This window comes from Streptomyces sp. NPDC058637 (genome assembly GCF_042717325.1).
Classification (GTDB): domain Bacteria; phylum Actinomycetota; class Actinomycetes; order Streptomycetales; family Streptomycetaceae; genus Streptomyces.
On the sequence record NZ_JBHXRD010000022.1, the window covers coordinates 82,053 to 105,504 of the forward strand.

The following is a 23,452-nucleotide window of genomic DNA, read 5'->3' on the forward strand; positions in this document are numbered from 1 at the left end:
AATGACCCCACCCCTCGTGAAAACGTGCACAAGCCGTTGCCTACGATGGGGCGCGTGGAAACACCCCTCTCCTACATCGCCAGGCGCTGGACGCCGTCCGTGAAGACCGCGAGGCGCGCCGCGCTCTCGGCGGTCGTGATGACCGTGTTCATCATCGTCACGGGCGGGGCCGTCCGGCTGACCGGTTCCGGTCTGGGCTGCGACACCTGGCCCAAGTGCACGGACGAGAGCCTCTTCGCCACTCCCGAGCAGGGCCTCCACGGGGCGATCGAGTTCGGCAACCGGATGCTCACGTACGTCCTGTCGGCCGCGGTCGGCTGGGCGATCATCGCGGCACGCTCCATGAAGCCCCGCCGGCGCGGTCTGACCCGGCTCGCCTGGTCCCAGTTCTGGCTCGTGATGGGCAACGCCGTCATCGGCGGGATCACCGTCTGGGCGGGCCTCAACCCGTGGTCGGTGGCGGGACACTTCCTGCTCGCCAACTGCCTGCTCACGGTGGCCGTCATCACCTGGGTGCGGATCGGCGAGGGCGACGGTCCGCGGCGCCCCCGGGCCCCGAAGCCGGTACGCGGCCTGGCCTGGGCGATCGTGGCGGCCTCGGTGGTCCTGATCACCCTCGGCACCACGGTGACGGGTTCCGGCAAGCACGCCGGGGACAGCAGCGACGTGCCGCGCATGCCGTGGGACTGGACGGCGGCCGCCCATGTGCACGCCGTAGCCGCCTGGGTGGTCTGCGCCCTGGCCGTCGCGATGTGGCTGGCCCTACGGGTCGTGGACGCGCCGGCCGACACCCGGGCCCGCTCCCGCGACCTGCTGGTCGTCCTGCTGGCGCAGGGCGCCATCGGGTACGTGCAGTTCTTCAGCGACGTCCCCGAGATCCTCGTCGGCCTCCACATGCTCGGCTCGGGCCTGATGTGGATCGCCGTCATGCGCCTGCTGCTGTCCCTGCGCGAGCGCCCGCGGACCGACGCGACCGCCCCCCAGGCTGCCGGCCGGCAGCCGGAGCACGCGCCCGCGGTCTGATCCACACGAAGACCTGATCCACGCGAAAGGCCTCCGCCGCCGCACCCGTCCCGGGTGCGGCGGCGGAGGCCTTCGCGGTGCGGGCTCAGCCGTTGGACGGGCCGCCGACCTGGATGCCGGCCATCCGGGACCACTCGTACGGGCCGGTGCGGACCTTGGCCGCGAACTCCCCGTCGAAGGTCTCGTGCAGGGTGAGACCGGCCTTCCGTGCCGCGCTCTCGGCGACGGCGTACGAGGGGGCCACCAGGTCGCCCCAGCCGCCGTCCTCACCCACGAGCACGATGCGGGTTCCCATCTCGCCGATGTAGGCGAGCTGCCCCTCGGCTCCGCCGTGCGCCCTGCTGAAGGCGCCGATCTGCCTGGCGAGCTTCGTGGCCCGGCGCTCCGCGCGGGCCGCGTGCCTGCTGTCGTCGGTCTGCTGGGTCTGGGGCTCTGCCGTCTCTGCCATGAAAGGATGCTACCGACGGGTAGAACAACTGGCGACGGGCGGGGGGCGTGGCCTGGGCCACGTCCCCCGCCCGTCGGCGGAGCTCCGGTGCGTGCGGGACTACCTGAGGAAGGGGTCCACCGCGACGGCGACGAAGAGGAGCGAGACATAGGTGATGGACCAGTGGAACAGCCGCATCTCCTTGAGCTTGCCGCCGGTCACGCCCGCCTTCGCCCGGTTCTGCAGGCCGTGCGCCTCCCAGAGCCAGAAACCACCGGTCACCAGCGCGACCGACGTGTAGAACCAGCCGGTGTAGCCCAGCGGGGTGAGGAGCAGCGAGACGGCGACCATGACCCAGCTGTAGAGAACGATCTGGCGGGCCACCACCTGGTTGGAGGCGACGACCGGCAGCATCGGGACACCGACCCGGGCGTAGTCCTCCTTCACCTTCATCGACAGCGGCCAGTAGTGCGGCGGTGTCCAGAAGAAGATGACGGCGAAAAGAATGACCGCGGCCCAGGACATCGAATTGGTCACGGCGGACCAGCCGATGAGTACGGGCATGCAGCCGGCGATTCCGCCCCAGACGATGTTCTGCGAGGTCCGGCGCTTCAGCAGCATCGTGTAGACGACGACATAGAACAGAAGTGCGCCGAGTGAGAGGGCGGCGGAGAGCCAGTTGACCAGCAGTCCGAACCAGACCGTGGAAATCACCGCGAGGGCGATTCCGAAGGCCAGGCACTCGCGCGGGCTCACCATGCCGGTGACCAGCGGCCTCTGCGACGTGCGGTCCATCAACGCGTCGATGTCGCGGTCGATATACATGTTGAGCGCATTGGCACCGCCCGCGGAGAGATAACCGCCGATGGTGGTAGTGACTACGAGCCACAGGTCGGGCACGCCCTGAGCGGCCAGGAACATCACCGGAACGGTGGTGATCAGCAGCAACTCGATGATGCGCGGCTTGGTAAGTGCCACGAATGCCTTGATGCGGGCCCCGAACGGGCGATGGCCCACTGGGCTCGGAGTCAAGGCGACCCCTGCGGGTCGGGACTCGACGGCCGTCACGCACACCCCTGACAGAGAAATCCCAGCAAGCTCCAGGCATGAGGGCCCGGTAAAGACTTGCGCGAACCAGACCACTGTAGACGTTGGGCATACGCCCCCCTTCGCGGGGGTGGGGTCGTGTTGGAGTGGCGCAGAAGTGAACGGCGGCGCTCATACGGGAGGCGAACTCCGCAGGTCGCCCGCAGTGTGGAATGGGCAGAAGTACCGCCTTGTTCCGGGGGTAGGCTCGGCAATGTCCGGTGCGGTAACCAGTCACCGGTTTACAACAGTGGAGAGGAGCCCTGACTCAGGGTGAGCACCAAGCCGACCACCACAGACCTCCAGTGGACCGAATTGGACCAGCGGGCCGTGGACACCGTCCGCGTCCTCGCCGCGGACGCCGTACAGAAGGTCGGAAACGGCCACCCGGGTACGGCGATGAGCCTGGCTCCTGCCGCGTACACCCTCTTCCAGAAGGTGATGCGCCATGACCCGGCGGACGCGGACTGGACCGGCCGCGACCGGTTCGTACTCTCCGCCGGCCACTCCAGCCTGACGCTGTACATCCAGCTCTACCTGGCCGGATACGGCCTGGAGCTGGACGACCTCAAGGCGTTCCGCACCTGGGGCTCCAGGACTCCTGGTCACCCGGAGTACGGCCACACCACCGGTGTCGAGACCACGACCGGCCCGCTGGGCCAGGGTGTCGCCAACGCCGTGGGCATGGCGATGGCCGCCCGCTACGAGCGCGGCCTGTTCGACCCGGAGGCGGCCACCGGCACCTCTCCGTTCGACCACACCGTCTGGGTCGTCGCCGGTGACGGCTGCCTCCAGGAGGGCATCTCCGCGGAGGCCTCCTCGCTGGCCGGTCACCAGAAGCTGGGCAACCTCGTCCTGCTGTGGGACGACAACCACATCTCGATCGAGGGCGACACGGAGACCGCGGTCTCCGAGGACACCCTCAAGCGCTACGAGTCCTACGGCTGGCACGTCCAGCGGGTGGAGCAGTCGCCCTCCGGCGACCTGGACCCCGAGGGTCTCTACAAGGCGCTGCAGGCCGCCAAGGCCGAGACGGAGCGCCCGTCGTTCATCGCGGCCCGCTCGATCATCGCCTGGCCCGCCCCGAACGCCCAGAACACCGAGGCCGCGCACGGCTCGGCGCTCGGCGACGAGGAGATCGCGGCCACCAAGCGCGTCCTCGGCTTCGACCCCGAGAAGACCTTCGAGGTCTCCGACGAGGTCATCTCGCACACCCGTGAGGCCCTGGACCGCGGCCGTGAGGCCAAGGCCGAGTGGGAGAAGTCCCTCGCCGCGTGGCGCACCGCCAACCCGGAGCGCGCCGCCGAGTTCGACCGGATCTCCGCGGGCGAGCTGCCCGAGGGCTGGGAGGACAAGCTGCCGGTCTTCGAGGCGGGTCACTCCGTGGCCACGCGCGCGGCGTCCGGCAAGGTCCTCCAGGCGCTCGGTGGTGTCATCCCCGAGCTGTGGGGCGGCTCCGCCGACCTCGCGGGCTCGAACAACACCACGATCGACAAGACGTCGTCGTTCCTCCCGGCAGGCAACCCGCTGCCCGAGGCCGACCCGTACGGCCGGACGATCCACTTCGGCATCCGCGAGCACTCCATGGCCGCGGCCATGAACGGCATCGCGCTGCACGGCAACACCCGTGTCTACGGCGGCACCTTCCTGGTGTTCTCCGACTACATGCGCAACGCCGTGCGCCTGTCCGCGCTGATGCACCTCCCGGTGACGTACGTGTGGACGCACGACTCGATCGGCCTCGGCGAGGACGGTCCGACCCACCAGCCGGTCGAGCACATCGCCTCGCTGCGCGCCATCCCGGGCCTCAACGTCGTCCGTCCGGCCGACGCCAACGAGACGACCATCGCCTGGCGCGAGATCCTCAGGCGCGGCAGGAAGGACTTCGGCAGGAGCGCCCCGCACGGTCTGGCGCTGACCCGCCAGGGTGTGCCCACCTACCCGGCGAACGAGGACACGGCCAAGGGCGGCTACGTGCTCCTCGACGCCGAGGGCGGTGAGCCCCAGGTCGTTCTGATCGGTACGGGCTCCGAGGTCCAGCTGGCCGTCGAGGCCCGCGACGAGCTCCAGGCGGCCGGTGTGCCCACCCGTGTGGTGTCGGTGCCGTGTGTCGAGTGGTTCGAGGAGCAGGACCAGGCGTACAAGGACAGCGTGCTGCCGCCGTCCGTGAAGGCCCGGGTCGCCGTCGAGGCGGGCATCGGCCTGACCTGGCACCGGTACGTGGGCGACGCGGGCCGGATCGTCTCGCTGGAGCACTTCGGTGCCTCGGCCGACGCCAAGGTCCTCTTCCGTGAGTTCGGCTTCACGGCCGGGCGCGTTGCCGCCGCCGCCCGGGAATCTCTCGCCGCCGCCGCGCGCTGACGCGGACATACGACTACTAGGAGATGCAATTCTCATGACAGACGCACTCAAGCGCCTCTCCGACGAGGGTGTGGCGATCTGGCTCGACGACCTGTCCCGTACCCGGATCACCTCGGGCAACCTCGCTGAGCTGATCGACCAGAGCCACGTCGTGGGTGTCACGACCAACCCGTCGATCTTCCAGAAGGCGATCTCGCAGGGCCACGGTTACGACCAGCAGCTCACCGACCTCGCCACCCGCAAGGTCACGGTCGACGAGGCCATCCGCATGATCACGACGGCCGACGTCCGTGACGCCGCCGACATCCTGCGTCCGGTCTTCGACGCCACCGGCGGCCAGGACGGCCGGGTCTCGATCGAGGTCGACCCGCGCCTGGCCCACCACACGGCACCCACCGTCGCCGAGGCCAAGCAGCTGGCGTGGCTGGTGGACCGGCCGAACACGCTCATCAAGATCCCGGCGACGAAGGCCGGTCTGCCGGCGATCACCGAGGTCATCGGCAAGGGGATCAGCGTCAACGTCACGCTGATCTTCTCGCTGGAGCGCTACCGCGAGGTCATGGACGCCTACCTGGCGGGCCTGGAGAAGGCGAAGGCCGCCGGCCTGGACCTCTCCAAGATCCACTCCGTGGCGTCCTTCTTCGTGTCCCGCGTGGACACCGAGATCGACAAGCGCCTGGACGCGATCGGCGGCGACGCGGCGAAGGCCGCGAAGGGCAAGTCCGCCCTCGCCAACGCGCGCCTGGCCTACGAGGCGTACGAGGAGGTCTTCGCGGGTGACCGCTGGGCCGCCCTCGACAAGGTGCGGGCCAACAAGCAGCGTCCGCTGTGGGCCTCGACCGGTGTCAAGGACCCGGCCCTCAAGGACACCCTGTACGTCGACGAGCTCGTCGCGCCGAACACCGTCAACACGATGCCGGAGGCGACTCTGGACGCCGTGGCCGACCATGGTGAGATCACCGGCAACACCGTCGGCGGTTCCTACGACCGGGCCCGTGCCGACCTCGACGCCATCAAGGAGCTCGGGGTCGCCTACGACGACGTCGTCCAGCTCCTCGAGGACGAGGGCGTCGAGAAGTTCGAGGCGGCCTGGATCGACCTGCTCAACTCCACCGAGGCAGAGCTCAAGCGCCTCGCTCCTTCGGAGGGCTGACCACCTTGTCCGGTGTTCCCGGAGCCAACCCGCTCCGTGACGCCCAGGACCGACGGCTCCCGCGCATCGCGGGGCCGTCGGGCCTGGTCATCTTTGGCGTCACGGGCGATTTGTCCCGTAAAAAGCTGATGCCCGCCGTCTACGACCTGGCCAATCGCGGCCTGCTGCCACCGGGCTTCTCGCTCATCGGCTTCGCGCGCCGCGACTGGGAGGACGAGGACTTCGCCCAGGTCGTCCACGACGCCGTCAAGCAGCACTCGCGGACGCCGTTCCGTGAGGAGGTCTGGCAGCAGCTCATCCAGGGCATGCGTTTCGTCCAGGGCAACTTCGACGACGACGTGGCCTTCGAGACGCTGAAGTCCACGATCGAGGAGCTCGACAAGGCACAGGGCACGGGCGGCAACTTCGCCTTCTACCTGTCCGTGCCGCCCAAGTTCTTCCCCAAGGTCGTCCAGCAGCTCAAGAAGCACGGGCTGGCGGACCAGAAGGAGGGCTCCTGGCGGCGTGCCGTCATCGAGAAGCCGTTCGGCCACGACCTCACGAGCGCGCAGGAGCTCAACCAGCTCGTGCACGACGTGTTCCCGCCGAACGAGGTCTTCCGTATCGACCACTACCTCGGCAAGGAGACGGTCCAGAACATCCTGGCGCTGCGCTTCGCCAACACGATGTTCGAGCCGATCTGGAACAGGTCGTACGTCGACCACGTCCAGATCACGATGGCCGAGGACATCGGCATCGGCGGCCGGGCCGGCTACTACGACGGCATCGGCGCGGCCCGTGACGTCATCCAGAACCACCTGCTGCAGCTGCTCGCGCTGACCGCGATGGAGGAGCCCGGCTCCTTCCACCCGAAGGCCCTGGTCGCCGAGAAGCTCAAGGTGCTCACGGCGGTGGAGCTGCCGGAGGACCTGGGTAAGCACACCGTGCGAGGCCAGTACGCGCACGCGTGGCAGGGCGGCGAGGAAGCGCTCGGCTATCTGGAGGAGGACGGCATCGACCCCAAGTCGAAGACCGACACCTTCGCCGCGGTCAAGCTGACGATCAACAACCGCCGCTGGGCGGGCGTGCCGTTCTACCTCCGTACCGGGAAGCGGCTCGGCCGCCGGGTCACGGAGATCGCGGTCGTCTTCAAGCGCGCCCCGTACCTGCCCTTCGAGTCGGGTGCGACGGAGGAGCTGGGCAGCAACGCCCTGGTCATCCGGGTGCAGCCGGACGAGGGTGTCACGGTGCGGTTCGGCTCCAAGGTGCCCGGTACCTCCATGGAGGTCCGGGACGTCACGATGGACTTCGCGTACGGCGAGTCCTTCACGGAGTCCAGCCCGGAGGCGTACGAGCGGCTCATCCTGGATGTGCTGCTCGGCGACGCCAACCTCTTCCCGCGCCACCAGGAGGTCGAGCTCTCCTGGAACATCCTCGACCCGATCGAGGCCTACTGGGACAAGCACGGCAAGCCCGCCCAGTACGCGGCCGGCACCTGGGGTCCGGCCGAGGCCGACGAGATGCTCGCACGCGACGGACGGAGCTGGCGCCGGCCATGAAGATCGATCTCACGGAAACCACGTCCAGCAAGATCAACCAGGCCCTGGTGTCGGCCCGTCGTTCCATCGGCACCCCCGCCATCGGCATGGTGCTCACCCTCGTCGTCGTCACGGACGAGGAGAACGCCTACGACGCGCTCCGGGCGGCCGCGGACTCCTCGCGCGAGCACCCCTCGCGGATCATCGCGGTGATCAAGAGGATCAGCCGTTCGCCGCGCAGCCGGCGCGACGCGCGGCTCGACGCCGAGATCCGGGTCGGTTCCGACTCGGGCTCCGGCGAGACCGTCGTCCTGCGTCTGCACGGTGAGCTGGCCAACCACGCCCAGTCGGTCGTCCTGCCGCTGCTGCTGCCGGACGCCCCGGTCGTGGTGTGGTGGCCGGAGGACGCCCCGGCGGACCCGGCGAAGGACCCGCTGGGCGCGCTGGCCCAGCGCCGCATCACCGACACGTACTCGGCCGAGCACCCGCTCGACGAGCTCGCGGTGCGTGCGGCGACGTACAACCCGGGTGACACCGACCTGGCCTGGACCCGCATCACGCCGTGGCGCTCGATGCTGGCGGCGGCGCTCGACCAGCAGCCCGCGCAGGTGATCTCGGCGACGGTCGAGGGCGAGTCGGACAACCCGAGCTGCGAACTGCTGGCCATGTGGCTCGCGGACCGGCTCGGCGTCACGGTGGAGCGCACCCTGTCCGGCGGTCCGGGTCTGACGGCCGTGCGGCTGGAGACGAAGAACGGCGTCATCGTTCTGGACCGGGCCGACGGCTCGCTGGCCACGCTCTCCATGGTGGGCCAGCCGGACCGTGCGGTGGCTCTGAAGCGGCGGGAGACCGCCGAGCTCCTCGCGGAGGAGCTGCGGCGGCTGGATCCGGACAACATCTACGAGTCCACGGTGAAGTTCGGGGTCGAGCGTCTCGGCGGCCCCGCCGAGGCGTCGTCGGTGGGTGCCGGGCACAAGCCGTCCCCCCCGGCCGGTGCGGCCGCTCCGGCGGCGAAGAAGGCCGCCGCCAAGAAGGCGGCCTCGAAGTGAGTGCTCCGCAGCTCGTCGTGCACCGCGACAAGGAACTGATGGCCCAGGCCGCGGCGGCCCGGCTGATCACGAAGATCGTGGACGCCCAGGCCGCCCGCGGTTCCGCCTCGGTGGTCCTCACCGGCGGGCGCAACGGCAACGGCCTGCTGGCCGCGCTCGCCGGGTCGCCCGCGCGGGACGCGATCGACTGGTCGCGGCTCGACCTGTGGTGGGGCGACGAGCGGTTCCTGCCCGAGGGCGATCCGGAGCGCAACGTCACGCAGGCCCGAGAGGCCCTGCTGGACGCGGTGCCGCTGGACCCGTCCCGGGTGCACGCGATGCCCGCCTCGGACGGTCCCTCCGGCGGTGACGTGGATGCCGCCGCCGCGGGGTACGCCGCCGAGCTGGCGGCCGCGGCGGGCCCGGAGGACCACGGGTCCGTACCGACGTTCGACGTGCTGATGCTGGGCGTGGGCCCGGACACGCATGTGGCGTCGCTCTTCCCGGAGCTGCCGGCGGTACGGGAGACCGAGCGCACCGTGGTCGGTGTGCACGGGGCCCCCAAGCCGCCGCCCACCCGGGTCTCGCTCACGCTGCCGGCCATCCGCGCGGCGCGCGAGGTGTGGCTGCTGGCCGCGGGTGAGGACAAGGCCGAGGCGGCGGAGATCGCGCTGTCCGGTGCCGGGGAGGTCCAGGCCCCGGCCGCGGGCGCGTACGGTCGCAGCCGCACGTTGTGGCTGCTGGACGCGGCGGCGGCCTCGAAGCTGCCGCGGGCGCTGTACCCGCCCGCCTCGGCGTAGCGGCGGACGACGAGAGGCCGGCCCCGTTCCCTGGAGGAGCGGGGCCGGCCTCTCGCGTACGGGCGCACGCTGCCCGCCGAGACCGTGCGGCGGCTCGCCGTGGGCCGGAGGGGGTTCAGCGGGACGGCGTCTCGAACACCAGGAGCAGGACCACCATCGACGGCACCACCGAGGCGATCGAGCACCAGAGGCGCGGCGTCGTCCAGCGGCGCACCCGGGGCAGCGCCCACGCGGTGGTCAGGGCCACGACGGTGAGGGCCGTGCCGTACACGGCCAGGGCGTCGATCGCGGACAGGTTCCGTTCCAGCTTCTCCGAACAGGGGAGGGTGCCACAGCTGCCGCGGTTGATGTGGACGAGCGAGCCGAGGAGGAAGGCGACCGGGGCGAGGAGGACCAGGGTGAGTGTCGCGACGAGCGGTGCCACCCAGCCGCGTGGATCACGGTCACGAGAGTCCGGGAGGATGCCGGGGTGTGCCGCCGGGTCCGGTGGGGGGAAGCCGCCGGACCCGGTGGATCGGTGGGGTGCCGGCCGTCGGCCGAGAGGTTCTGGAGTCGCCATACGAGGATGTAACCCTCCGGGCGCCCCTCCGGGGAACCGAGCGGGGTACTCATCCCGGTGCGCGGGTGTACTCATCGCGGCCGTCCCGTGTGATCCCGTCTCCGCGGTGCCTCAGCCGGAGCCGGCTGCCGGCGCGGTACCGCAGTCGGGCCGGCGCGCGGTCGCGGGGTCGAGGGCGTTGTTCACCAGGCGCAGCACGACGGGGTCGTAGGGGCTGCCCATGTGCCCCGTCCGGTCCTGCGGGCACACGTCCTGGACCGTGATGTTGGTGACCTGGCCGGTGACGGGGCCCGGGTGGAGATACTGGCGCCCGTACGGGGTGACGATCCTGTCCCACCGCGTGACCAGCGTGGTGTACCGCACGCCCGGCATGGTGTCGCCGCCCGCGTCGAGCCTGCGGTTCACGGGCGAGCCGATCGTCTGGTCGGCCAGCGCCTGCCCGCCGAATTCGGCGGCCGGGGCGAGGATGCCCAGGTGCCGGGCGAGAGTGGCCAGTCCGGACACGGTGCTGCCGTGGTTGGCCGGGGCGATGCCGATCAGGTGGTGCACCTTGTTGCGGCCCGGATCGCCCGGGTCGGTGCCACCCTCGAACTTCAGGTAGTAGCGCGGCAGGATTCCGCCCCCCTGGGAGTGGCCCACCAGGTCGACCTGGCGGGCTCCCGTCCGGTCGAGGACCCGGTCGACGAAGCGGGCGACCTCCTCGGCGGATTCGGGGATCGCGGCCCTGCCCTTGACGACGTCGCCGCGCGGGGCACCGAAGTTGCCGGCGAAGACGCAGTACCCCTCCGCCCTGAGCAGGGGCGAGAGGGCGCTCCAGCCGCTGTAGGCGTTCGCGTACGTGCCGTGCACCAGGACGACCGGCCGGGGGTGCCGGGCGGCCGGTTCGCAGTCCCAGTCGTTGGCACCCTCGGGCGGGGCGTCGGGATGGTCGACGGATGCGAGGAACGCGCGCTTCCAACGCGGGTGTCCGGCGTCCGGATCGCCTCCGGAGCCGGCCGTGAGCGGCAGGCGGCCGTCCGGCGCGGACTCGGCGACGAGGAGGAACAGGAGGCCGAGGGCCGTCAGTGCGACCAGCCGGCGGAACACGCGGCGGTTTCGGTGCCTTCGGGCGGTGGGGTCTTCGGGCTCGGTGGTGCGGAGATACGGGACCTGCATGGAGATGCCTCCCGGGTGGGTTCTCACGGGTTGTTGTCAGGGACGCGAACTGATGGGTGTCACCGCCGACCTGGCGCGTGACCGTCGCGGCACGGACCGCCGCGCTTTCGGGTGACACCACGCCGCGAACCGTTCACGGAGAGTGATGTCTCCAGTACGGTGGCAGCGTCGTGTACGGGCCGGTGCGCCCGCTCCGTCTTCCGACGCAACACGTCACCTCGTGCCCGGCCGCAAGGAGATGGCATGCCCGCGAACTCTGTTGTCTTCGGTGCCGGTGGCTTCATCGGCCGCTCCCTGGTGGTGGAACTCCTGCGCCGCGGCCAAGGGGTCGTCGCCGCCGTGCACGGCGGCGGTGACCGGCTGACGGGGTGGCTCGCGGACCGGCGCGTGGACACCAGCCGGCTGACGGTCGTCCGCGCCGACATCACCCGGCCCGGTCTCGGCCTGCCGGAGCGGGGCATGGACGAGGTGCGAGACGTGTACAACACGGCGGCGCGGTTCGCCTTCGGCATGGGCCCGGCCGAAGCCAGGGCGGTCAACGTGGACGGTGCCGTTCATGTGATCGAGTGGGCCGCTGCCCGCCCGCACCTGCGCCGGGTGGTGCACATCAGCGGCTACCGCATGGCCGCGGCCGGTGCGGACTCGCCCGACTACCGGCGGGACGGTGCCTACGAGGCGTCCAAGCGTGAGGGTGACGCCGCCGCGCGCGCACGGGCCCGCGATCTGGGCGTGCCACTGACGGTCGCCAATCCCAGCACGGTGATCGGCCCGGGACAGTACGTCGGCCTGGCCGACCTGGTCGGTGAGCTCTGGCGGGGCCGCCTCGCCGCACTGCCCGGCGGCCCGGACATCTTCCTTCCGGTCGTCACGATCGATTACTTCGTCCAGTTCCTGGCCTCCCTTCCCGGGCATCAGGAGAGCGCGGACAGCACCTACTGGCTGCTGGACGACGCCACGCCCGAGCTGCCACAGCTCGTCGGTCTGCTCGCCGGGCACATGGGCGTGCGGGCTCCGCGCCGTTCCGTTCCCGTCGGCCTCCTGAAGCGGTTGCCCCGCGCCCTCACCAGGGCGAACCCCGAATCCCTGTCCTTCCTCTCCACCGACCGGTACGACACGTCGTCCGCCCGGAAGTTCGCCGAGTCCCGTGGGCTGGAGATGCCGCCGGTGCGCGACGCCCTGCTCAGGTGGACCGACGACCTGGTCGCCGCCCGCTTCGGCCGGGCCCCGGCACCCCGCGCTCCGTACGGCTTCCAGCAGGTGGGCGAGGACAGGACCTGGGTGACGGGCGACCGGGAGGAGCCGGGTTACGTGTTCCTGCACGGGCTTCCGGTCGACGCCGATTCCTGGTCGCACGTGGCCGGCCGGGTGGACGCCTCCGCCCTCGCGGCCGACCTGCCGGGTTTCGGGCGGTCCGCACCCGCCCGGCAGTCGCACGACGACTGGCTGGCGGCCCTGCTCGCACCGGTCCGGGGCCGACCGGTCCTGGTCGCGCATTCCTACTCCTGCGGACCGGCTCTGCGCCATGCGCTGCGGCATCCCGAGCGGGTCGGTGCACTGGTCCTCATCTCTCCGGCCTTCCTCCAGCCCGCGTCCTCGTGGCTGACGCGCTCCCCTCTCGCCGTACCGGTGCTGCGCCGGATGTCCGCCGAACGGCTGGCCGGATCGCTCGGGCTGCCGCACGACGGGTACCTCGACGGCCCGGTGGCGGACCTGCGGCGAGCGGGGGCCGCGATCCGGGTGGTCGCCGCCCTGCGCTCGGCGTACGGGCAGCGGGGTGCGCTCCGCAGTGCCCTGCGCCGTGTCACGGTGCCGGTGGAACTCGTCGTCGGCGCGCGGGATCCGCTGGAGGAGCCGAGCGGCCTGCCGGTCACCGAGATCGCGTCGGCCGGCCACTACCCGCAGCTCACGCATCCCGATGAGGTCGCCGGGCACCTCGTCCGGGTGAGGGAGCGGACAGCGGCCCGGTAGCCGCCGGCTGCTCCGAGCCGTCGCACCGGGGCCGACGCCTCGGCGGACCGGCTCGTGCGGCCGGTGTGTTCCGCCGGTGCTCAGTCACGGGTGAAGGCCAGCACCACGTTGTGCCCGCCGAAGCCGAAGGACGTCGAGAGCGCCGCGGTGGTGTCGATCTTGCGCGGTACGCCGGTCACCAGGTCGAGTTCGATGCCGTCCCCGACCTCCTCCAGGTTGCGCACCGGCGGGACCAGCGAATCCTTGAGCGCGAGCACGGTGAGAATCGCCTCCACGGCTCCCGAGGCGCCCAGCAGGTGGCCCGTGGCGGACTTCGGGGCCGTGACCACCGGATGGTCACCCACCGCCCTCGTCACGGCCCTGGACTCGGCGACATCGCCCTGGGGCGTGCCGGTCGCGTGCGCGTTGACGTGGCCGATGTCCTCGCCGGTCAGCCCCGCGTCGCGCAACGCCTCCCTGATCGCTCGCGCCTGGCCCGCGGCGTCGGGCAGCGTGATGTCGTGGGCATCGGACGTGACACCCGCTCCGGCCAGCGCCGCGTGCGCGCGCGCACCGCGTGCCCGGGCGAAATCGCCCCGTTCCAGCACGACCATGCCCGCGCCCTCGGACATCACGAAGCCGTCCCGCCGCCGGTCGAAGGGCCGGGACGCCAGGCCGGGTGCGTCGTTGCGCAGTGACAGGGCACGCATCTGCGCGAACGCGCCGAGCGAGAGCGGATGGATGCAGGCGTCCGTGCCCCCGGCCACCACCACGTCGGCACGGCCCGCCCGGATCAGCAGGGCGCCCACCGCGATCGCCTCGGCACCCGAGGCGCAGGCACTGGTCGGGGCATGGGTGCCGGCGCGGGCTCCGAGCAGCAGGCTGACCACGGCCGAAGCGCCGTTGGGCATCAGCCTCGGCACCGTGTAGGGGGACACGGCGCGCTGCCCGCGCTCCCCCATGCGGTCGTGCTGGTCCAGTATGGTCAGCGCGCCCCCGATCCCGGTGCCCACCACGACGGCCAGCCGTTCGGGTTCGACCTCCGGCGGCCCGGCGTCGGCCCAGGCCTCCCTGGCGGCGACGATCGCGGCGGCCTGGCTCCGGTCCAGCCGGCGCATCTGCACCCGGTCCACCTCGGCGTAAGGGTCCTGGAGCATGGCGCCCGCGATGTGGACCGGCAGGCGCGTGACCCAGGGGGCGGTGATCCGCGAGACGCCGGACCGGCCCGCCAGCAGCCCGTCCCAGGTGCCCGGTACGTCGGCGCCGAGCGGAGTGGTGGCCCCCATGCCGGTCACCAGTACGTCGTCCCTCGGCCGGCCGGGGGACGGCACGGTTTCACCGACCGTACGCCGCACGACCGACCTCCTTGCCGGAGCCGTCGGCCGACCACACGCACGCGCTCAGCCCCGCGACGGTGAGTCTCGCCACCGCGAGCATCAGGTCCCGGGTGCCCGCCACCTGGGCGGGGTTGTCGTGGACGCCCGGGCCGCCACCCGGCGCCGGCTCCTCCCCGCCGTGAAATGCATTCGTTTCCACAGTCACACACATACCAGCTCCCCATTCCTTTGCATCGGGTGTGGCTTGAAAATGCCGTAGACCCCGGATGGGTGCACGGAATGCCACAGAGACACAGGCGAGTAACCGGCTGCGGATTCTTCTTGCCGCAACCGCAACTCAATCTATGCGTCACCACCTCCCGTCCGCCTCGGCTATTCTGTCGAATTATCGACTCCCCCTTTTAGCGGGCTCTCCCCCATAAAGGGGGGCGCAAGGGGGCGCAGATGGCGGCGGAAGGTGGCGCTTCATTCCCTCTGCGCGTAAATATGCCCAGCTCAGCACCATGATCAAATTCTTTCTGATTTGTCGTACAATGCCTTCGATTATTGCTTATTGCCATAACACTCAGGAATGCTGCATAGTGAAGAAAGAGGCTGCAGAGAACAGATTCCAGCGCCGAACCCGGACTCCGGTGCACTTCGAAAACAAATCAGTGCACAGCACGGGTCAGGTCGGCTCACGGAGCACTTTCCCGTTCTCTGCAAATCCGGAAAGGGAGATTCGTGCCGCACACCATAAGGCCTCATCCTTCCTCGGCCCAGGACGAGGAACAGGTTCACGTAGTCCGCTGGCCCCTCGAGGCGTCGAAGCTGGAACGCTTCCGGCACAAGGGCGTCCTCCGTCTCCTCGTGATCGAGAACGGGGCGACGCCGCCTGTGTCGACGGACGTGCGGGAGGACTGGGTCCGGTCGCCGATCACCCGGGAGGACTTCGCCGCACGCGTCTCGGCCCTGCGCGCCAGGACCTCGTCGCACGACGTGCCGGCGCTGGACCACGACGGACTGCTCAGGTACGGCAGCCGGGTCGTGCCGGTGTCCCCGACGGAGATGTATCTGTTGCGGCCCCTCGTGCAGCGCTTCGGAAGCCTGGTGGGCCGCGAAGAGCTGCTCACCCTGCTGAGCACACGGAACAGCACGGCGAGCCGGAACGCCCTCGATCTGCACGTGATGAGGATCCGGCGCCGTGTCCTGCCGCTGGGCCTGCGGGTCCGCACCGCCAGTCGGCGCGGATATCTCCTGGAGGGGCTGGGCTGACCACGGAGCCCCTGCCGGACGTCGGTCCGGCAGGGGCTCCGTGGTCGTGAGGGGAACGGCCGTGTCAGCCCGTCCCGGATGGCGGCGGGCCCGGGCAGGCGCAGAGGGCGGGCACCAGCCCCGTCCGGTGTGCGTAGATCACCGCGTGCACCCGGTTGCGCAGGTTCAGCTTGTCCAGCAGGTTCTGCACATGGGACTTGACGGTGCTCTCGCTCACCACGAGTTCGGCGGACATCTCGGCGTTGCTGAGCCCGCGGGCGAGGAGCCGCAGCACCTCGTGCTCCCGACGCGTCAGCGGTCCGGCGCGTTCGCGGTGCGCGTCCGCCCCCGGGCGGGGGGCTGTCGCGGGCCACGGCTCGCCTCCTCCCGCGCAGTGCCGGAGGCCGGCTGCCGCGTAGACGGCGTATCCGGCCGAGACCATGTGGACGGCGGACACCAGCTGTTCCGGGGTGGCACTGCTCAGGACCACCCCCTTGGCACCGGCCCGGAGGGCTTCCCGTGCGGTGCCGTCGGTGGCCTGGGCGGTCAGGAGGACCGCCGGCATGGCGTCCCCGCACCGTGCGGACAGCGCGGCGACCATGCGTACGACGTCGAGGCCGGGCGACTGCGCGTCGGCGAGTACCACTCCGGGACCGAGGCGGAGCACCTCGCGCTCGGCGTCCGCGGCGTCGGCGGCCTCCCCGACCACCTCGATGGCCCGGTCCTGATCGAGAATGGCCCGGATGCCGGTCCGGGTGATGGCGCGGTCGTCGACGAGCAGGACGCGGACGGATGCGGTGATCGGTCTCTCCTTTCCCGCGGAGCGTGGGAACACGCTGTGATGGTTTTGGGCAGATATCGGCCCGGGTGCGGGCCCGGGTCAGGCGCGGTTGACGAGCCGGGCCAGGCAGCGGGGATGCGGGCCGGGGGTCAGGCCTGGGCGCTCCCGGCGCCGGAGATCCTCAGGCCCGCGTCCTTTCCGGCGGTCCGGCCCGCCTTCGGGCGCCTCGGTGTCATGAGGACCGCGAGGGCGCCGACGGCGATGAGACACGCACCGGTCCACAGCGAGGGGATCATGCCGTCGGTGAACCCGTCCGGTGTGGCGAGGTCGCCGTGGGCGGTGAACACGGAGGCCAGCACGGCGACTCCGAGGACACCGCCCAGTTCCCGCAGCGAGTTGACCGCGCCCGAGGCCATCCCGCGGTCCTTGGCGTCGACCGAGCTCATCACCAGGTTGGCGGTCGGGGAGAAGTAGAAGGTCATGCCGAGCCCGCACAGGACCAGGGCCGGGACGAGGGACACGTAGTCCACGTCAGGTGAGACGCGGGCGGCGATCCAGCCCAGTCCGCAGGCCTGGAAGGTGAGACCGATGGCCACGATGGACCGGCTGCCGATCCGGTCGGAGAGGAATCCGACCAGCGGCGCGACGAAGATCGGCACCGCCGTCCAGGGCAGGATGCGCAGACCGGCCTCCATCGGGGAGTAGCCGCGCGGGCCTTGGAAGAACTGGGTGAGGAGGAAGACCGAGCCGAACATGCCCGCGAACATGAGCAGCCCCGCGGCGTTCATCCCGCTGAAGGTCCGGTGGCGGAACAGCCTCATCGGGAACATGGGCATGTCGGTGCGCAGCTCCCAGGCGACGAACGCCGCCACCACCAGGGAACCGCCGGCCAGCGCGGTCAGGACGGGGAGGCTGGTCCAGCCGTCCGTGGGGCCCTGGATGAGGCCGAACACGATGCCGAACAGGCCGACGCCGGCCAGGACGGTCCCGACCAGGTCCATCCGGGAGTTGGGGCCGCGGCTCTCGGCGAGCTTCCACCGGCCGAGCGGCAGCAGGAGCAGTCCGATCGGCACATTGATCCAGAAGATCCACTGCCAGGTCAGGTGCTCCACCATCACCCCGCCGACGAGCGGCCCCATCGCGATGGCCAGGCCCTCGACCGCGCTCAGCGCCCCGAGGACGGCACCGCGACGGGCCGCCGGTGCGACCGCCGTGAGCAGGGTCAGGTTGAGGGGCATCAGCGCCGCGGCGCCGAGCCCCTGCACGGCACGGGCCGCGATGAGCGCGCCGATGTCGGGGGCGAGCGCCGCGGCCGCCGACGCGGCGGTGAAGATGCCCAGGCCCACCACGAACATCCGACGCCGCCCGAACCGGTCGCCCAGGGCTGCGCCGGGGAGCATCAGGACGGCGTAGGTGAGGGTGTAGGCGTTGACGGTCCACTCGAGTTGCTGGATGTCGCCGCCGAGACTCTCACGGATCGAGGGCAGAGCGGTGATGACGACCAGGTTGTCGAGGGACACCATGGCCACGCCGAGGCCGCAGCACAGGAACGTCCACAGGAGGTTCCGCTTGGAGACATGCATGATTGCCTTTTTCTGGAGGGTGGGCTGCGGGCCGGGTACCGGCGGTGGTCCCGTGGGGCCACCGCCGGCAACGCGTACGCGGTCGCGTTCAGCGCGCGCCCGGCCGGCGCATGAGGCGGATCAGCGGCGGTACCAGGGCCGCCAGTTCGAACGGCCACCGCAGCCGGGTCAACCAGCGCTCGCCGAGCGGCCGGGCCAGCTGGTGCACGTCCAGGCCGATTTCCTGGCGCACCCGTTTCCCGGCGAGGACGCGCACGGCCATGTGGGAGCTCAGCACCCCGAACGCCGTCGCGGTGTAGGCGACCTGGGGGAAGCTGTAGTCCGTACGCAGGTGGTTCGCCCGGATCTCCGCCAGCATCTCGGCCGGGACCCGGCGCAGCGGGACCGCGCGGCGCAGGAGTTCCCAGGTGTCCACGCGCTCGATGTCGGCCAGGGTGATGGCACCGGCGAAGGGCTCCCGGACTCGCCGGTAGTCGTAGCAGCGCACGTACTGGGTTCCGGCCATGTCCCAGCCGGTGATCAGCGGGAGTCTCCGCTGGACCGCCACGCGGTGCAGCAGGTGTTTCGCGCGCCATCCGTCGGCGGTGGTGACGTCCACCCCGTCGATGATGATCTGGCTGGGCGCGGTGAGCCGGTGCACCGTCGACGCGGTCACCCCCTCGGTGAACACCGTCACCCGGGCGTGCGGGTTGATCGACATGATGCGTTCCGCCGCGCCGGCGGCCTTGTTCTGCTCGATGTCGGCGGCGACGGCGCTCTGCCGGTTGAGGTTGTTCAGCTCGAAGGTTCCGGGGTCCGCCACCAGGAATCGCTGTGCGCCGAGCCGGGTCAGCGGCTCCACGGCCGCACCGCCGATCGATCCGCAACCCGCCACCAGGATCGTGGCGTTGCGCAGCGCCAGTTGCTCGTCGGCCGAGACGACACCCGCGTTACGGGTGACCAGCTCCTCGTAGAAGGCGCTGTGCGGCCCCGACTCGGGAGTGCCGGTCCGCGGCGGGTCCGTGCTCTGCGGGGTCATGCGGCACCTCCGCGCTGACGGGGAATCATGGAGCCGTCCGCCGCCTGTCTGCGTCCGGCGAGCCGGGCGACCATCTCGTGGTACGAGGTGAGGTCGCTGCTGCCGTCCATGTAGGAGCGGACGACGTCGCGGTACCAGGGCAGGTCCTGGGGCACCGGGGCGACGAAGGGCTTGGCGATGACGTCCTGGTGGTAGATGGGCGCCAGTGGGTCGGAGGGGGGCAGGCTCGGGGAGGTGTCCTCGACGATCCGGAGGTCGAAGCCGGCCAGACGCAGGTGGCGCAGGGCGACGTGTTCCTTGGCGTCTCCGAGCACGAGGCGGATCCCGTCGTCGAGCTGGATCATCGCCTCTCCGATGCCGAGCATGAGGTGCCACGGCACGCGGTCGTGCTGGATGCCGAGCGGCATGGACTGGTCACGCAGGAAGCGTTTGAGCTCGTAGACCTGGTGGGTTCCCAGGCCCGGGTGCGCGTACTGTCCCAGCAGGTCGACGCCGTGGGCGGCCTCGGTGGGGAACCGGGTCCGGCGGGGGGAGTCGAGGGGCAGGCTCGCGGGGTCCTCCGAGCAGCTCAGCCCGACGTAGCCGCGGATCCTTCCGGTGCGCGAGCAGAGGGTCACCGTGTGGATGCTCTCCATCCGGCCCGGGCGGGGCAGCGGTTCGTGGTACGCCGCCGTCCGGTAGACGAGGTCGGCCGAGATCCAGCTCAGCCGCAGGTACTGGGCCAGCCGGAAGCCGAGGATGCCTCTGAGGTACCGGGCGGGGAACTGGCTGTCCCGGGCGGTGAGGGTGATCAGCCCGCTGTGCACGTCCTCCGCGTGGTACAGCGGGGTGCCGGCGATCTCCGCCGGGAGTTGCCGGTAGCTGAGCCGCTCGTGCAGCTCGATGATGTCGGCGACGTAGCGCAGGGCGCGGGAGCCCGCGGGGTCCGCGGAGGTCGGGATGGTGGTGCGGGCGGGCCCGTCACCGCCCGCGAAGGGGGAGGCGGTGTTCATTCGGCGTCGTCCTCGGCGTAGAGGCTCTCGGTGATGGTGAGCGCCAGCACCTCGGGGGTGCCCTCGTAGACGCGGGTCCCGTAGGCGTCGCGGAGCATCTTCTCCACTCCGTACGAGCGCAGGTACCCCCGCGCGCCGACGAGGGAGAGCGCCGCGTCGGCCACGTCGATGGCGGCCCGGTCGGCGAAGAGTTTGGCGACGGCCGGTTCGTAGGCGGGCGGTGGCAGCTGGGTGTCCACGGTGTTCGCCGCGTGCAGGTACAGCAGGCGGGCCGCGTCCACCTGGGCGCTCATGCCGGCCAGCTTCGCGGCGGTGAACTGGTGCCGGTGCAGCAGCTCACCGCCCTGGACGCGTTCACCCGCCCAGGTGACGGCCTGCTCCAGGGCGCCGCGGGCCACTCCGGTGGAGATGCCGGCGACCGCGGCGCGGGCCATGTTGCTCTGGGCCATGTTGATGGGCATGCCCTCGCCCTCGCCGCCGATCATGTTCTCGGCGGGCACCCGGACCTCGTGGAACTCCAGCTCGCTTCCCAGGCAGGCCCGGTAGCCCATCTTGTCGGCCACCGGGCCGCGCACCACGCCTGGGAGGTCGAGGGGCACGATGAAGGAGGTGAGTCCGGTGGCTCCGGGGCTGCCCTCCATGTTCGCGAACACGGAGGCGAAGGCGGCGAAACGGGCGTTGGTGATGAACCGCTTCCTGCCGGTGAGGACGTACTCGTCGCCGTCCCTTCGTGCGGTCATGACGTTGCGTGCGTGCCGCGCGTTGGCCGGGATGATCAGATCGCACCCGGCGTCCTCCTCCGTCACCGCGTTGCACGCGAGCACCGGTTCGTCACCGGAGAAGAGCGGGAGGTAGCGCGCCTGGAGACGGGGGTCGCCGGAGAGCAGCAGCGGAGCCTGGCCGAGCATGGTGGCACCGAAGACCAGCGCGGTGCCGGGGCACACCGAGGCCACTTCCTCCAGGGCGGTGGCGACGCCCAGCATGCCGAGCCCGAGACCGCCGTAGTCGGTGGGGACGGCGGCCCGGGTCAGACCGATCTCGTGGCCGCGGCGCACCACGTCCCAGTCGAATTCCTCCGCCGGGGCCTGGTCGAGTTGCCGGACCAGGGGCTTCACGGTCTCCTGCGCGAACCGCCGTGCGTCGTCCTTGAGTTGTTGCACCTGTGGGGGCAGCACGTCGAAGTTGAGCTCGGGGAAGAGCTCTGCCGGTACGTCAGTGGTCATGACTGTCGTCGCTCCTTGGGACAGGTGTCGTCGGGGATGTACGCGGGGAGTCAGGCACCGATGCCCGACTCCGCGGCGATCGTCGGGTAGTTGTCGAAGGCGGGCCGGAGCATCGGCACGAGATCCAGCACCTTGGCGACGCGGCCGCGGATCCGGACCTTTCCGGTGGCGATGGCGGCGGGCACCAGCAGCCGGCCCGACCACAGCGCGTGCGCGGTGTCGCAGGACATCTTCAGAGTGATCGCGGCCTTGAAGGGCACCTCGTCCCCGAGGACGACGCCCTCGGACGAGACGAAGATCCGGCAGTCGGGCCTGCTGTGCACCAGCTGCACCGACAGGGCTTCCCTGCGCGCCTTCTCCACGAACTGCTCATCCTCCAGCAGCACACCGAACAGCCGGCCGAACACGTCGGAGGCCATTTCGCTGGACGAAAATACGGTCATGCTTCCCCTTCACGATTTCGGCGACCTGACACCCGATCCCACAATGAATGGACATATTGCCTGGATTCTTCGTCTGCTCATCGGGTGTCGATGTCCGCACGCTACGACACCTTTCCGGGAGCTTCGCCCCCGCCGACAGGTAGCCGAAAAAAGACTGAAAGAAATGAGTAAGCAGTTGCCATATAACGCTCTGACCAGCAACTATCCTCTGCGCTCGACCCTCCCCTCCACATACGGAACGAGCTGCCGATGCGTGACAACCCTCCCCATGAATGCGACTCGAACAAAAAGCGATGGCCATGGATTCCGCCACGAAAGGGTGATGAGGGGAATTACCTCTTGCAATGGGACGGCTCCGTGCCGCGTCATTGGAATGTCGCCACGGCGGCATACGGAGCGAGTGAATCGAAAGGAGGTGACGAACAATGCGCAGGATCGATATGAAGCACCGGACCGCAGTCCGGGCCGACCGCCCCAAGGCCGGTGAGGGTTCCACCTGGAACTGGACGTGGGCCTACCGCCAGGCCTGACCGCCCGCGTGGGGCCGGCCGCTGCCGGTCCGGCCCCACGTGTACGTCCCGCCCCACGTGTACGTCCCGCCCCTTCCCCCCCGCTTCCGTACGCCGAGGAGTCACCGTGCGTCTGCGTCGTTCCCGTTGCCTGACCTGCTACTGGCACGACAGCGCCTTCGTCGTCCACCCCCATCCGCACGGGACGCCCACGGAGCTGCATCCCGCCGCCGCGGAGATCCTGGCGGCCTTCGAGGACTGGACCGCTCCCGGCGAGGTGGCCGAACGCCTCGGCCACCTGACCCCGGACACCGTCGAGGAGGCCGTCGACGCGCTGGTGCGGAGCGGAGCCCTGCTGGCCCACGGCAGTGCGGCCGCCCGGCGCGACGAGCGGATCGCCGGGCAGTGGGGCGCGTGGATGCCCGAGGCGTCCTTCTTCCACTACGCGACCCAGGACGTGTACGACCCCCGGCCGGGCGGCGAGGCGGACCCGAGCGGCGCGGAGCCCGTACCGGAACCGGCGCCGCCGCTGTTCACCGGGCATCCCCGGGCCCCCCGGATCCTGTTGCCCCGCAGGCCCGCCGGGCTCTCTGCGCCGTTCGGGGAGGTGCTGTACGACCGCCGTACCCACCGGGACTTCACCGGTGCGCCGGTGTCGTCGGAAACCCTGGCCGCCTTGCTGGCCGTCGTCTTCGGGCCCGTCGACTTCATCGACTGCGGGCGGGGCGCGCTGTACCGGCGCACCAGTGCGCAGGGCGGCTCCCGGCAGGAGATCGACGCCTATGTCGGCGTCCTGGACGTCGGCGGCCTTTCCCCCGGCTGGTACCACTACAACGGTTTGCAGCACGCGCTCGAACTGCTCTCCGAGGGCTTCACGCCCGAGGAGTCCGCCCATCTCTGCGCCGACCAGTCATGGGCCGCGCGGCCCGCGTTCCTCGTCGTCCTCGCCGCGCGGCTGGAGCGGATGAGCGTGAAGTACCCGACGCCCCGCGCCTATCGCGTCTGTCTCCTGGACGCGGGGCACCTGGGCCAGACCTTCGCCCTGACCGCGACGGCCCTCGGGCTCGGCCCTGCCCAGACGGGTGCCTTCAGGGACTCCGCGATCACCGGCCGTTGCGGCCTGGACAACACCGGCCACACCCCTCTGTACGTCCTGGCCGCCGGCGACCCCGCTCCGGCACCACGGGACGCTCCCCCGCCGGCCGGCCTTCCCGCGTTCGCCTCCACCACGCTGCTCGACCCGTGACCCGGACGGGCAGCCCGCGCCCACGCCCGTC

21 protein-coding genes are annotated in these 23,452 nt (G+C 70.8%); 9 read left to right on the top strand and 12 right to left on the bottom strand.

Going from position 1 to position 23,452, the window contains the following annotated elements:
* Positions 1-45: 45 nt before the first annotated feature.
* Positions 46-1,023, top strand: coding sequence for a heme A synthase (locus tag ACFWVP_RS22640; protein WP_384499162.1), 978 nt, complete (start codon positions 46-48; stop codon positions 1,021-1,023).
* A gap of 85 nt (positions 1,024-1,108) precedes the next feature.
* Here ACFWVP_RS22640 and ACFWVP_RS22645 read toward each other — a convergent pair whose 3' ends face one another.
* Both ACFWVP_RS22645 and ACFWVP_RS22650 read right to left on the bottom strand, forming a co-directional pair.
* Positions 1,109-1,471, bottom strand: coding sequence for a hypothetical protein (locus tag ACFWVP_RS22645; protein ID WP_384499164.1), 363 nt, complete (start codon positions 1,469-1,471; stop codon positions 1,109-1,111).
* Positions 1,472-1,570: 99 nt separating this feature from the next.
* Entirely contained in the window at positions 1,571-2,524 is a 954-nt protein-coding gene (locus tag ACFWVP_RS22650) for a heme o synthase (RefSeq protein ID WP_384499166.1), read from the bottom strand.
* A 285-nt stretch (positions 2,525-2,809) separates the two neighbouring features.
* Between ACFWVP_RS22650 and tkt the strand changes: the two genes are divergently transcribed.
* Genes tkt through pgl form a run of 5 tightly spaced genes read left to right on the top strand, consistent with a single transcriptional unit; the run spans position 2,810 to position 9,395 of the window.
* Positions 2,810-4,897 carry a transketolase gene (gene tkt, locus ACFWVP_RS22655; protein WP_384499168.1) on the top strand — a complete coding sequence of 696 codons (2,088 nt, stop codon included), beginning with the start codon at positions 2,810-2,812 and terminating at the stop codon, positions 4,895-4,897.
* 34 nt (positions 4,898-4,931) lie between these two features.
* Positions 4,932-6,050 carry a transaldolase gene (gene tal / locus ACFWVP_RS22660; protein WP_384499170.1) on the top strand — a complete coding sequence of 373 codons (1,119 nt, stop codon included), beginning with the start codon at positions 4,932-4,934 and terminating at the stop codon, positions 6,048-6,050.
* A 5-nt stretch (positions 6,051-6,055) separates the two neighbouring features.
* Positions 6,056-7,588, top strand: coding sequence for a glucose-6-phosphate dehydrogenase (gene zwf, locus ACFWVP_RS22665; RefSeq protein ID WP_384499172.1), 1,533 nt, complete (start codon positions 6,056-6,058; stop codon positions 7,586-7,588).
* Positions 7,585-8,616 (top strand): glucose-6-phosphate dehydrogenase assembly protein OpcA, encoded by a 1,032-nt coding sequence (gene opcA, locus ACFWVP_RS22670; RefSeq protein ID WP_384499173.1) that lies wholly within the window; start codon positions 7,585-7,587, stop codon positions 8,614-8,616. The genes zwf and opcA overlap by 4 nt, the downstream gene beginning before the upstream one ends.
* A complete protein-coding gene (gene pgl, locus ACFWVP_RS22675; RefSeq protein ID WP_384499175.1) occupies positions 8,613-9,395 on the top strand; it encodes a 6-phosphogluconolactonase in 783 nt (260 codons plus the stop codon). The genes opcA and pgl overlap by 4 nt, the downstream gene beginning before the upstream one ends.
* Before the next feature lie 115 nt (positions 9,396-9,510).
* Here pgl and ACFWVP_RS22680 read toward each other — a convergent pair whose 3' ends face one another.
* The gene (locus ACFWVP_RS22680) at positions 9,511-9,819 is read right to left on the bottom strand and encodes a hypothetical protein (protein ID WP_384499176.1); all 309 of its coding nucleotides are present in this window, start codon (positions 9,817-9,819) and stop codon (positions 9,511-9,513) included.
* Between the two features lie 246 nt (positions 9,820-10,065).
* A complete protein-coding gene (locus ACFWVP_RS22685) occupies positions 10,066-11,109 on the bottom strand; it encodes an esterase/lipase family protein (RefSeq protein ID WP_384499177.1) in 1,044 nt (347 codons plus the stop codon).
* Positions 11,110-11,352: 243 nt separating this feature from the next.
* Between ACFWVP_RS22685 and ACFWVP_RS22690 the strand changes: the two genes are divergently transcribed.
* Positions 11,353-13,077 (top strand): alpha/beta fold hydrolase, encoded by a 1,725-nt coding sequence (locus ACFWVP_RS22690; protein WP_384499179.1) that lies wholly within the window; start codon positions 11,353-11,355, stop codon positions 13,075-13,077.
* 80 nt (positions 13,078-13,157) lie between these two features.
* Here the strand turns inward: ACFWVP_RS22690 and ACFWVP_RS22695 are convergent, their stop codons facing one another.
* Complete coding sequence (locus tag ACFWVP_RS22695) at positions 13,158-14,411, bottom strand: beta-ketoacyl-[acyl-carrier-protein] synthase family protein (RefSeq protein ID WP_384499181.1); 1,254 nt, start codon at positions 14,409-14,411, stop codon at positions 13,158-13,160.
* The gene (locus tag ACFWVP_RS22700; protein ID WP_384499183.1) at positions 14,392-14,598 is read right to left on the bottom strand and encodes a hypothetical protein; all 207 of its coding nucleotides are present in this window, start codon (positions 14,596-14,598) and stop codon (positions 14,392-14,394) included. Before ACFWVP_RS22700 ends, ACFWVP_RS22695 begins: the two co-directional genes overlap by 20 nt.
* Before the next feature lie 518 nt (positions 14,599-15,116).
* Here ACFWVP_RS22700 and ACFWVP_RS22705 point away from each other — a divergent pair.
* Entirely contained in the window at positions 15,117-15,647 is a 531-nt protein-coding gene (locus tag ACFWVP_RS22705) for a winged helix-turn-helix domain-containing protein (protein WP_384499185.1), read from the top strand.
* A gap of 64 nt (positions 15,648-15,711) precedes the next feature.
* On the opposite strand, the gene ACFWVP_RS22710 is transcribed toward ACFWVP_RS22705, so the two are convergent.
* From ACFWVP_RS22710 to ACFWVP_RS22735, 6 genes are all read right to left on the bottom strand, one after another.
* Positions 15,712-16,461 carry a response regulator transcription factor gene (locus ACFWVP_RS22710; protein ID WP_384499187.1) on the bottom strand — a complete coding sequence of 250 codons (750 nt, stop codon included), beginning with the start codon at positions 16,459-16,461 and terminating at the stop codon, positions 15,712-15,714.
* A gap of 95 nt (positions 16,462-16,556) precedes the next feature.
* Positions 16,557-17,990, bottom strand: coding sequence for an MFS transporter (locus ACFWVP_RS22715; protein ID WP_384499188.1), 1,434 nt, complete (start codon positions 17,988-17,990; stop codon positions 16,557-16,559).
* 88 nt (positions 17,991-18,078) lie between these two features.
* Positions 18,079-19,008 (bottom strand): ThiF family adenylyltransferase, encoded by a 930-nt coding sequence (locus ACFWVP_RS22720; RefSeq protein WP_384499190.1) that lies wholly within the window; start codon positions 19,006-19,008, stop codon positions 18,079-18,081.
* Positions 19,005-20,000, bottom strand: a complete 996-nt coding sequence (locus ACFWVP_RS22725) for a hypothetical protein (protein ID WP_384499192.1) — start codon at positions 19,998-20,000, stop codon at positions 19,005-19,007. The genes ACFWVP_RS22720 and ACFWVP_RS22725 overlap by 4 nt, the downstream gene beginning before the upstream one ends.
* Positions 19,997-21,223, bottom strand: a complete 1,227-nt coding sequence (locus ACFWVP_RS22730) for an acyl-CoA dehydrogenase family protein (RefSeq protein WP_384499194.1) — start codon at positions 21,221-21,223, stop codon at positions 19,997-19,999. Before ACFWVP_RS22730 ends, ACFWVP_RS22725 begins: the two co-directional genes overlap by 4 nt.
* 50 nt (positions 21,224-21,273) lie before the next feature.
* Positions 21,274-21,666 carry a hypothetical protein gene (locus ACFWVP_RS22735; protein WP_384499195.1) on the bottom strand — a complete coding sequence of 131 codons (393 nt, stop codon included), beginning with the start codon at positions 21,664-21,666 and terminating at the stop codon, positions 21,274-21,276.
* A gap of 636 nt (positions 21,667-22,302) precedes the next feature.
* On the opposite strand from ACFWVP_RS22735, the gene ACFWVP_RS22740 reads away from it, so the two are divergent.
* Complete coding sequence (locus ACFWVP_RS22740; protein WP_384499196.1) at positions 22,303-23,421, top strand: SagB/ThcOx family dehydrogenase; 1,119 nt, start codon at positions 22,303-22,305, stop codon at positions 23,419-23,421.
* Positions 23,422-23,452: the final 31 nt, after the last annotated feature.

Excerpts from the sequence above, each read along its gene's own strand:
- ACFWVP_RS22715 (WP_384499188.1), bottom strand. The coding sequence starts at position 17,990 with ATGCATGTCTCCAAGCGGAACCTCCTGTGGACGTTCCTGTGCTGCGGC.
- ACFWVP_RS22735 (WP_384499195.1), bottom strand. The coding sequence starts at position 21,666 with ATGACCGTATTTTCGTCCAGCGAAATGGCCTCCGACGTGTTCGGCCGG.
- ACFWVP_RS22720 (WP_384499190.1), bottom strand. The coding sequence starts at position 19,008 with ATGACCCCGCAGAGCACGGACCCGCCGCGGACCGGCACTCCCGAGTCG.
- tal (WP_384499170.1), top strand. The coding sequence starts at position 4,932 with ATGACAGACGCACTCAAGCGCCTCTCCGACGAGGGTGTGGCGATCTGG.
- opcA (WP_384499173.1), top strand. The coding sequence starts at position 7,585 with ATGAAGATCGATCTCACGGAAACCACGTCCAGCAAGATCAACCAGGCC.
- ACFWVP_RS22640 (WP_384499162.1), top strand. The coding sequence starts at position 46 with ATGGGGCGCGTGGAAACACCCCTCTCCTACATCGCCAGGCGCTGGACG.
- ACFWVP_RS22730 (WP_384499194.1), bottom strand. The coding sequence starts at position 21,223 with ATGACCACTGACGTACCGGCAGAGCTCTTCCCCGAGCTCAACTTCGAC.
- ACFWVP_RS22725 (WP_384499192.1), bottom strand. The coding sequence starts at position 20,000 with ATGAACACCGCCTCCCCCTTCGCGGGCGGTGACGGGCCCGCCCGCACC.
- ACFWVP_RS22685 (WP_384499177.1), bottom strand. The coding sequence starts at position 11,109 with ATGCAGGTCCCGTATCTCCGCACCACCGAGCCCGAAGACCCCACCGCC.
- ACFWVP_RS22690 (WP_384499179.1), top strand. The coding sequence starts at position 11,353 with ATGCCCGCGAACTCTGTTGTCTTCGGTGCCGGTGGCTTCATCGGCCGC.
- ACFWVP_RS22645 (WP_384499164.1), bottom strand. The coding sequence starts at position 1,471 with ATGGCAGAGACGGCAGAGCCCCAGACCCAGCAGACCGACGACAGCAGG.